The sequence below is a fragment of the uncultured Microbacterium sp. genome (genome assembly GCF_963521695.1).
In the GTDB taxonomy this organism is placed as follows: Bacteria; Actinomycetota; Actinomycetes; order Actinomycetales; family Microbacteriaceae; genus Microbacterium.
In genome coordinates, this window is record NZ_CAUQWC010000130.1 from 1 (window position 1) to 9,599 (window position 9,599).

The window sequence follows — 9,599 nt, forward strand, 5'->3', positions numbered from 1 at the left end:
CGACTACGATGCCGTGACCGTTTCCCGGCGGCAGAAGGAGTCTCTCTTCTGACACATTCTCGCTGGGATGCAGAAAGAGGGGTGCGTCCCAGGCGACCGGCCGCGACTTGACCCACTCGACCGCGTCGAGCAGGTCGGGCAGGGCGAGGTCCTGCGGGAGAACGCCGAGCCCGCCCCGACGCGCGAGGGCCGCGGCGAGCCGCGTTCCCGTCACCGAGTTCATGTTGGCCGAGACCAGCGGCAGGGTCGCCCCGCTCCCGTCGGCGGGGGCGAGATCCACATCGAGGCGGCTGCGCACCTCGGAATGACGGGGGACGAGGAACACGTCCGAGTACGTCAGGTCGACATCGGGCTGGGCACCGGAGAACTCCATGGCATCCACCTCACCACACCATTCGGATGGACGACCCGTGAGGGATGTGAAAGTAAAGGCCCCGTAAAGGCCCGGGTCACCCTCGGCAACCTCGGCTAGGCTGGCTCGAGCGCAGACGGCGACGTCTATGCATCCACAGGAATCTTCATCGAGGAAAGCAGGCGATCGACTGTGTCGAGCCAGGTGACGGGCGTCGGTACTTCGAGCGAGGGCGAGTTCGGCGCGAACGAGTGGCTCGTAGACGAACTCTACGAGCAGTTCAAAGTCGACAAGCACTCCGTAGACAAGGCCTGGTGGCCGATCCTGGAGGCGTACCACCCGGTCGTCGACGGGTCTTCCGCCGCCGCTCCCCCGCCCTCGGCGCCTCCGGCGCAGGCGGGCTCCGAGCCCAAGCCCGTGACCGCCCCGATCCCGATCGTCGGCCAGGCACCGGTGGCGCGCACCACCGCAAAGCCCGCCAAGCCGCAGCCGATCCCGGCGCAGGCGCCGAACGCCGTCCCCTCGGCGAGCTCCGAGAGCACCGAAGAAGATCGCGTCACGGTGCTGAAGGGCATGCCGAAGGCACTGGCGTCCAACATGGACGACTCCCTGACGGTGCCCACCGCCACGAGCGTGCGCACCATCCCCGCGAAGCTGATGATCGACAACCGCATCGTCATCAACAACCACATGTCCCGCACGCGCGGCGGCAAGGTCAGCTTCACGCACCTCATCGGCTGGGCTTTGATCCAGGCGCTGAAGGAGTTCCCGAGCCAGAACGTGTACTACGCCGAGATCGACGGCAAGCCGTCGGTGGTGGCGCCCGCGCACGTCAATCTCGGTATCGCGATCGACATGCCCAAGCCCGATGGCTCGCGCGCGCTGCTGGTGCCGAGCGTCAAGCGCGCCGACACGCTCACGTTCGGCGAGTTCCTCGCCTCGTACGAAGATCTCGTGCGCCGAGCCCGCGGCAACAAGCTCACCCCCGGTGACTTCCAGGGCACGACGGTCTCGCTGACCAACCCCGGCGGCATCGGTACGGTCCATTCCGTTCCCCGTCTCATGCGCGGCCAGGGCGCCATCATCGGCGCCGGCGCGCTCGACTACCCCGCCGAGTTCCAGGGTGCGAGCGAGAAGACGCTCAACGAGCTGGCGATCGGCAAGACGATCACCCTGACGAGCACCTACGACCACCGCGTCATCCAGGGTGCGGGCTCGGGCGAGTTCCTCAAGAAGGTGCACGAGCTGCTCATCGGGCAGCGCGGCTTCTACGACGACATCTTCTCGGCGCTGCGCATTCCCTACGCCCCCATTCACTGGGCCGCCGACATCAGCGTCGACATCTCCGAGCGCATCGACAAGAGCGCCCGCGTGCAGGAACTCATCAACTCCTTCCGCGTGCGCGGCCACCTCATGGCCGACATCGACCCGCTCGAGTACGTTCAGCGCACGCACCCCGACCTCGAGATCGAGCAGCACGGCCTCACGTTCTGGGACCTCGATCGGGAGTTCGTCACCGGCGGTCTCGGCGGCAAGCGCGTCGCCAAGCTCCGTGACATCCTCGGCGTGCTGCGCGACTCGTACTGCCGCACCATGGGTGTGGAGTACATGCACATCCAGGACCCCGTGCAGCGCCAGTGGTTCCAGCGCAACGTCGAGGTCAAATACACCAAGCCGGGTCACGACGAGCAGCTGCGGATCCTGTCCAAGCTCAACCAAGCCGAGGCGTTCGAGACGTTCCTGCAGACCAAGTACGTCGGTCAGAAGCGCTTCAGCCTCGAGGGCGGCGAGTCGCTCATCCCGCTGCTCGACCAGATCCTGCAGGGCGCGGCCACGGTCGGCCTCGACGGGGCGGCGATCGGTATGGCCCACCGCGGTCGCCTGAACGTCCTCACCAACATCGCGGGGAAGACCTATGGTCACGTCTTCCGCGAGTTCGAGGGCGCGGTCGCCATCGGCAGCAAGCGCGGCTCGGGCGACGTGAAGTACCATCTCGGCACCGAGGGTACGTTCGTGGGCGACGCCGGTGACGAGTTGCCCGTGTACCTCGCCGCCAACCCCTCGCACCTCGAGACCGTCGACGGCGTGCTCGAGGGGATCGTCCGCGCCAAGCAGGACCGCAAACCCATCGGCACCTTCTCGTGGCTGCCCATCCTCGTGCACGGTGACGCCGCGTTCGCGGGCCAGGGTGTCGTGGTCGAGACGCTGCAGATGTCGCAGCTGCGCGGGTACCGCACCGGCGGAACGATCCACGTCGTGGTCAACAACCAGGTCGGCTTCACCACCACGCCGAACGATGCGCGCACCTCGGTGTACGCCACGGACGTGGCCAAGACGATCCAGGCCCCGATCCTGCACGTGAACGGAGACGACCCCGAGGCCGTCGTCCGCGCGGCCGAGCTCGCATTCCAGTACCGCGAGGAATTCCACCGCGACATCGTCATCGACCTGGTCTGCTACCGCCGACGCGGCCACAACGAGGGCGACGATCCCTCGATGACGCAGCCGCTGATGACGAACCTCATCGAGGCGAAGCGCTCCGTCCGCCGGTTGTACACCGAGTCTCTCGTCGGCCGTGGTGACATCACCGAAGACGAGTACGAGCAGGCGAAGCAGGACTTCCAGAACCGCCTCGAGGTGGCCTTCGCCGACACGCACGAGGCCGAGACGGGCGTCAACCCGGTCGTCACGATCGATGCGGCCGACGAGCCCGCCGTGGGTGCGCCCGAGACGACCGGAGTGTCGCGCGAAGTCGTGCAGCACATCGGTGACGCCTTCGTGAACAAGCCCGACGGCTTCACGGTGCACACCAAGCTGCAGCAGTTGCTCGACAAGCGCTTCGACATGAGCCGCAACGGCAACATCGACTGGGCGTTCGGCGAGCTGCTCGCCTTCGGCTCCGTGCTGATGGAAGGCACCCCGGTGCGTCTCGCCGGGCAGGACTCGCGGCGCGGCACCTTCGTGCAGCGCCACTCGGTACTGCACGACCGCAGCAACGGGCAGGAGTGGCTGCCGCTGGCGAACCTCAGCGAGAACCAGGGACGCTTCTGGGTGTACGACTCGCTGCTCAGCGAGTACGCGGCCATGGCATTCGAGTACGGCTACTCGGTCGAGCGCCCCGACGCGCTCGTGCTGTGGGAGGCCCAGTTCGGCGACTTCGCCAACGGCGCCCAGTCGGTCATCGACGAGTTCATCTCGTCAGCCGACCAGAAGTGGGCGCAGCAGTCGAGCGTCGTGCTGCTGCTCCCCCACGGCTACGAGGGCCAGGGTCCCGACCACTCGTCGGCACGCATCGAGCGTTACCTGCAGATGTGCGCGCAAGACAACATGATCGTCGCGCGTCCGTCGACCCCCGCGTCGTACTTCCACCTGCTGCGACGTCAGGCCTACCAGCGTCCGCGCCGCCCGCTCGTGGTGTTCACGCCGAAGGCCATGCTGCGTCTGCGCGGCGCGACGAGCCCGGTCGAGAACTTCCTTCAGGGCCGGTTCGAGCCCGTGCTCGACGACGATCGCGGCATCGACCGCGGTGCCGTGAAGCGTGTGCTCCTGCACGCCGGCAAGATCCACTGGGACCTGCGCGCCGAGCTCGACAAGAACCCCAACCCCGAGATCGCCCTCGTGCGGGTCGAGCAGTACTACCCCGCCCCGATCGACGAGCTCAATCAAGTGCTTGCGCAGTACCCGAACGCCGAACTGGCGTGGGTGCAGGACGAGCCCGAGAACCAGGGTGCGTGGCCGTTCATCGCTCTCGAAGTCGCCGACCAGCTCGGTGGTCGCCCGGTCCGCCGCATCTCGCGTGCGTCCGCCGCCTCCACGGCCACCGGCTCGCCGAAGGTGCACGCCAACGAGCACGCGGCGATCATGAAAGAAGCGCTCGGGACCTGATCCCCACCTCGAAAGGCCCGGTCGATACGTCGGCCGGGCCTTTCGTCGTAGCGTCGGGGCGCGGAGGCAGACACCGCCGTGGGTGGGACGACGTTGCGTCCGCCTCCCCGGAACGACCCGGTTCAGGATGGCAGCGCGGCCAGCCCGAGCGTGGGCGCGAGCGCCGGGATCGCCCAGGCGAGGCTCGCATCGAGCGTCTCGCCCGTGTGGCCGCCCCCCTCCACGATGTAGGTCAAGGTCGTGAAGCCCGCGGCGCCGGCCGCCTGGGAGTTCGACAGTTGCCCGGGGCCGTAGGTGGTGTCGGCACTGCCCCAGGTGAAGATCGCCGTGTGCCCGGCATAGGTCCCGGCGGGAGCGGCACCCATGATGACCGACGGCTTGCCGGCCTGGAACGCCGCCGCATCGCCGTTGTACACGTCGGCGACGGTCTGGGCGACGTGCTCCGAGCCCGGGAACTCGTTACCCATCACGTCGAGCATCTGTCCCCAGGTGTCGGGGTAGCGCGAGCCGTACATCGCCGCACACGACCCCCCGTTCGAGAAGCCGCCGATCGTCCAGTAGTGGCGGTCCGTGATGATGTTCAGGTTCTGTCCGGCCCACTGCGGCACGAGCTGGTTGATGTACGTCGCCACCGCTCCGTACTTCGCGGAGTCGACGCACGTGGGGTCGAGATCGGGCGCCGTGAGCTGGTCGACCACGATCGCGATCGGGGCGAGCCCCTTGTTCGCGGCGGCGAACGCGTCGAGAGCCTTCGCCAGAGGAGTGGGGTCGGGCGAGCCGGGCTGACCCATCATGAACACCAGCAGGGGCAGGGCAGGGGGGTTCGCGACCTGCGCCGCGGGGGGAAGATACAGCGACGCGTCACGTGCGGCGTACTGCCCGGTGGGGATCTTGGTGCTGCCGGTCAGCGCGCTCACCGATCCCTTCGCGGGCATATCGGCGGGCGGCTGCCATGTCTGGTACAGAGTCGCGGGATCACCGGCGGCGGCGCTCTGCTGCGGCAGCGACGCCGGGTCGAGTGCCTGTACGCCGAGGATCGCGGCGAGGTTGTGTGTCACTCCGTACGCCGCGTTCACACCGAGGATGCCGGCGAGAAGCGCCGAGATGACCGTCACCACGCCCGCGACCCGTCGCACCCAGGGGCTGCGGAAGATCCCGACGATGCCGACGGCGATGGCGGCGACCGCTCCGGACGCCCACCAGATGGCCGCGCCCGGCAGCGGGCCCTGGAAAGTGTCCATCGCTTCGAGGATCTTCGCGACGACGAACATCACGGCCCCCGCCGCGGCCGCGATCGAGAGTGTGAGGACGACGCGTCGGTGCGGCTGCACGATCACGACGATCACCGCGAGTACCGCGACGGCGGCGCTGACGAGCAGGAGCGGAGAGTCGATCAGTTCGAGCGACAGGATGAATCTGTTCACCGACGCCCCTCCCACGCTGTCCGCGCCAACGCGACCATCTCCCGTCGCGAGGCGTCGGGCAGGTAGGCGCGACCGACGGCGGCCCCGATGCCCGGCAGCTGCAGCGGGTCGCGGTAGGCCAGGGCGAGCGGGCGGTACCGCGGGCGGAACTTGCCCTTGAATCGGAACAACGACGCGAAGCCGTACGCCGGCTCCAGCACCTCGGCGAGCCATCGCAGCAGCGCCCGCAGCGGCGCGGGATCGCCCTCCACCGCTTCGTCCGGGTCGTCTGCGAGCGGGGCACCCGACAGGCTCAGCACCGTGGCCCCCTCTTCCTGCAGCTGCAGAGCGGCCTTGGCGATGAGGAACTCCATCATCCCGTTCGGACCGTCGGTGCGGCGTCGCATGAAGTCGAGGGTCCACCCCGTGATCTCGCCGTCGATCCAGCTCGGCATCCAGCTCGTGACCGCCTCGATGCGCTCATCGGGACCGACGGCGAGCAGAAGCCGCACGTCTCGGTCGCGCAGCTCGTCGAGGGACCCCAGCGTGAAGCCCATCTCGGGCAGCGCCCGATCGGCGACCCACTCCTCGTCGATGGCGACGACCTGCGACGCCTGCGACACGGTGAGCTCGTGCCACCGCGACCAGACGGCCGTGTAGCCCTCCCGCTCGGCACGGGTGAGGGGCTGACGCACCTTCTGCCAGGTCTTGCCCGCGAAGGTGAGCCCCGGTAGATCCATCACGGTCTCGACGCCGACCGGCACGTGCCGCCACCCCAGGTCGACGAGGTCGTGCAGGGTGTCCGCGTGCACGCTGTAGAACGCGGGGATCCACCCGTGCTCGACGCAGTAGTCGGTGAAGCCTCGCAGGGCCTCGGGGCGCCGGCCGACCGGCGCGAGGGGATCGGCGACCGCGAGAGCGACGTCGCCGGAGAGCCGATAGGCGACGGCGCACTCTCCGTCCTCGGAGTACCAGTGACGGTTGCCCGCCCAGGTGCCCAGGAAACCGAGGGTGTCGCTGCCGCGACGGAGCAGCTCGCGGTACCGGCCCTCGTCGCCCGCGTCGGGGCGCTGCACACGGCGGTAGAGCCACAGGATCGACGCGACCACGATGATCCAGAACAACACGCCGATCCACTGGTACGCGAAGAGGGCGGGGCCGCTGTGGGGGAACGCGGTCGAGCCTCCCGGGTGGGTGAACGCGGGCGGCAGGAACCGTCGTAACGTCACCGAGAGAAGATCGAAGAAGGAGACGTCGCGGTCGAACGCGCGTTTGCCGATGGCCTCGACGACGAAGAGCGTCGTCGCGCAGACGAAGAACGCCGATGCGAGCACGACGGCCACGGTCTTCACGGCCTTCGGCGTCGCGCGCACCGAGAACCGCGCGCGGGCGACGACCAGCGCCGCCGCGAGCACGAGTGGGATGACCACGCTCGCGATCGCCCACAGGACGTACTCCGCGCCGCTGCCGTCGACCCAGGGGTCGATGCGCAGGCGACCGTCGGCGAGGGAGATGAGAGGAAGGACGGCGGATGCCACGAGCACGAACACCGCGACGACCCACGCCGCGCGACGGCCCTGTCGCAGCCCCCACGCCGCCACCAGCAGCAGGACGAGCGGGGTGATGGCCAACAGGGCCGGCCCGGCGCCGCGCGTCATCAGGAGGGCGACCTGTTCGTCGCACACTGACGCCGCGACCGTTCCGCACTGGGCGAGCACCTCGTCGTCGTACTGGGTGTAGGCGTCGACGACGAGGGAGAGCGGGCCACGACCGCCGCCGCTGACCAACGCGACGATCGGCCCGCTGCCGACCACGGCGACCAGCAGTGCCAGCAGCGTGCGGCTCTCCCTCGTCGAGCTGCGGTGCCACGACCGCCGCTCGCGGCCCCGGGCGAGGACGGCACCGACCGCGAGGCCGATCGCGGCGGCCGTGAGCCGGTACCAGGAGTCGGCGTCGCCGGCGTACAGGGCGAAGAGGGCGAGCAGCGCGAAGCCCACCAAGCGCAGACGACGCCGCCACAGTGTGGTCGCGAACGCCGAGGCCGCCATGACCGCGCCCGCGATGGGTGTCGTCGGGTCGAGCACGGGGACTTCCGCCGCCACGACGGGGCGGAGGTCGGTCACCGTCCAGGCCGCGGCGTGCAGGCCGATGCCCACGAGGAGCCCCGCCACGCCCGTCACGGCCAGCAGCAGCGCCGTGCGGCGGGATCCCAGCAGACGCTCCCCGTAGGCGAGCACCGTGAGGGCGAGCAGCACGGATGCCGCGGCATCGACAGCCGAGTCCGGCACGACGAGTGCGGTGAGAACCGTCCACCACCGGCCGCTCGCGAACGTGGCCAACGGCCCCGCGCCCCAGACGAGGGCTCCCCCGTCGTTCCACAGCGACCCGGTCACCGCAGCCGCGGCGACCACGATGACGGCCGAACTGACGGCGACGGGATTTCGGGCGAGATACCGCCGGAGGTAGGGACCCGCCGCCCGCAGGCGCGAGGGCGTACGCGCGCCGGGCGCGGCTGGTGCTGTTTCGGACATCGGCGAAAGCCTACGAGCAGAGCGGGGCGGCGGGCATCAGTACCAGATGTCGAGAAGCGGAGTCATAGACGGCGCAAAGGAACGGTCGATCGCCGCGAGGACGCCGGGGTGCCCCGAGGCGATCCCCGCCGCGGCCAGCTCGGTGACGCGCGCACCGCCGAGCAGGAGGGATCCGAGGGCGTTGACGGTCATCTCGACGTCGACCGGGTCGCCGTCGGCGAGGGGCTCGACCACGGCCTGGCCGTCGTCGCCGATGACCGCGCGCCACGCGCCGTCGGCGAACCCGAGCGGATCGGTGACGCGCACAGCGACTCGCAGCGGCGCGGCGTAGGCGCGCGAGGCGAGGGCGTGCGGCACGTCGAGGACCCGCAGCCACTGGTGGTCGGTCAGTGTCGCGGTGACCGCGCGGCGGTCGGCCACCATCCACTGCACCGGCGGCACGGGCGCCTGCAGCCAGGCCTTCACCGTGCCCACCAGGTCGTGCTCGAGGACGAACCTCCACAGGGCGGCATAGGCGTCGGGCGACTCCGCGAAGAGCGCGCGCACGGAGAGGTCGTGTGCGGCGAAATCGTCGCGGTCGGCGATCGTGTACACGACGATGCCGCGTTCGATCCCGTCGGTGTCGCGGTAGGCCACGGCGCGCACCTTCTCGCCTTCTTTATCGCCGGGCGCGACACCCGCGATCCCCCGCCAACGGCCGTCCCACCCGGGAACCGACCCGGGGCGCTGCCGCCGCACGCGCTCGTGAACGGCGCTCACCCGATCGGCGAGGCCGTCACGCGGGACGAAGTCGAGTCGTCCCGCCGGGGTCGGACCCGTCCAGCGGGCACGGCCGGTGTCGATCTCGACGTCGGAGGCCCAGGTAGCCGGTGAGAAGCCCCAGCGGCCGTAGATGGTCGCCTCGGTCACCGTCAGGCCCGCAAGGGCGAAACCGGCGGCCGCAGCGGTGCGCAGCTCGCCGCCCAGCATCGCCCGGGCGATCCCCCGCCGCCGATGGGTCGGCGCCACCGTCACGGCGCTGATGGCCCAGAGGTCGGTCTGCCGACCCGGCGACGTGGTGAGCTCGGTGGCCCACGAGTCGACCGTGCCCACGGGCACCCCGGGCTCCACCCCGTCGCGGTCGTAGACCGCGGTGAGCCGACGGGTGCGCAGCGTCAGGCGGGCGTTCTCGGCCTCGTCGTCCGTGGACTCCCCGCCGAGGAAACCTCGCGCCACGGCCCGTTGGAACGGACGATACGCGTCGCCGTCGGCAACCACCCGGGCGTAGACGAGTCCAGAGGCCGCGAGGTCATCGGTGGAGGTCTGGTCGAGGGGCAGGGTCAAAGGGTCGATGGATGCCATGCCCCCAGCCTACGGACCCCCTCCGACACCCACCCGGGGCGCCGCGGGGGTCAGTGGGTGGCTTGGATCGCCCGCAGACGCGTCAGC

General features: G+C 69.9%; 5 protein-coding genes. 1 reads left to right on the plus strand and 4 read right to left on the minus strand.

Annotation, left to right across the window (positions count from 1 at the left end; all coding sequences use genetic code 11):
• The coding region (locus RWP81_RS10530) for an IMP dehydrogenase (RefSeq protein ID WP_314455875.1) at window positions 1-373 on the minus strand (373 nt) is incomplete at its 3' end.
• A 171-nt stretch (window positions 374-544) separates the two neighbouring features.
• On the opposite strand from RWP81_RS10530, the gene RWP81_RS10535 reads away from it, so the two are divergent.
• A complete protein-coding gene (locus RWP81_RS10535; RefSeq protein ID WP_314455877.1) occupies window positions 545-4,237 on the plus strand; it encodes a multifunctional oxoglutarate decarboxylase/oxoglutarate dehydrogenase thiamine pyrophosphate-binding subunit/dihydrolipoyllysine-residue succinyltransferase subunit in 3,693 nt (1,230 codons plus the stop codon).
• A 122-nt stretch (window positions 4,238-4,359) separates the two neighbouring features.
• Here RWP81_RS10535 and RWP81_RS10540 read toward each other — a convergent pair whose 3' ends face one another.
• The 3 genes from RWP81_RS10540 to RWP81_RS10550 are packed head-to-tail and all read right to left on the minus strand — an operon-like array spanning window position 4,360 to window position 9,512.
• The gene (locus tag RWP81_RS10540) at window positions 4,360-5,661 is read right to left on the minus strand and encodes an esterase (RefSeq protein ID WP_314455879.1); all 1,302 of its coding nucleotides are present in this window, start codon (window positions 5,659-5,661) and stop codon (window positions 4,360-4,362) included.
• Window positions 5,658-8,171: a DUF2156 domain-containing protein gene (locus tag RWP81_RS10545; RefSeq protein ID WP_314455881.1), complete on the minus strand. Its 2,514-nt coding sequence runs from the start codon at window positions 8,169-8,171 to the stop codon at window positions 5,658-5,660. The genes RWP81_RS10540 and RWP81_RS10545 overlap by 4 nt, the downstream gene beginning before the upstream one ends.
• 36 nt (window positions 8,172-8,207) lie before the next feature.
• On the minus strand, window positions 8,208-9,512 hold the full coding sequence (locus RWP81_RS10550; protein ID WP_314455883.1) for a GNAT family N-acetyltransferase: 1,305 nt from the start codon (window positions 9,510-9,512) through the stop codon (window positions 8,208-8,210).
• Between the last annotated feature and the right edge of the window lie 87 nt (window positions 9,513-9,599).

Coding starts and splice junctions, on each gene's coding strand:
- RWP81_RS10545 (WP_314455881.1), bottom strand. CDS start 8,171: ATGTCCGAAACAGCACCAGCCGCGCCCGGCGCGCGTACGCCCTCGCGC.
- RWP81_RS10550 (WP_314455883.1), bottom strand. CDS start 9,512: ATGGCATCCATCGACCCTTTGACCCTGCCCCTCGACCAGACCTCCACC.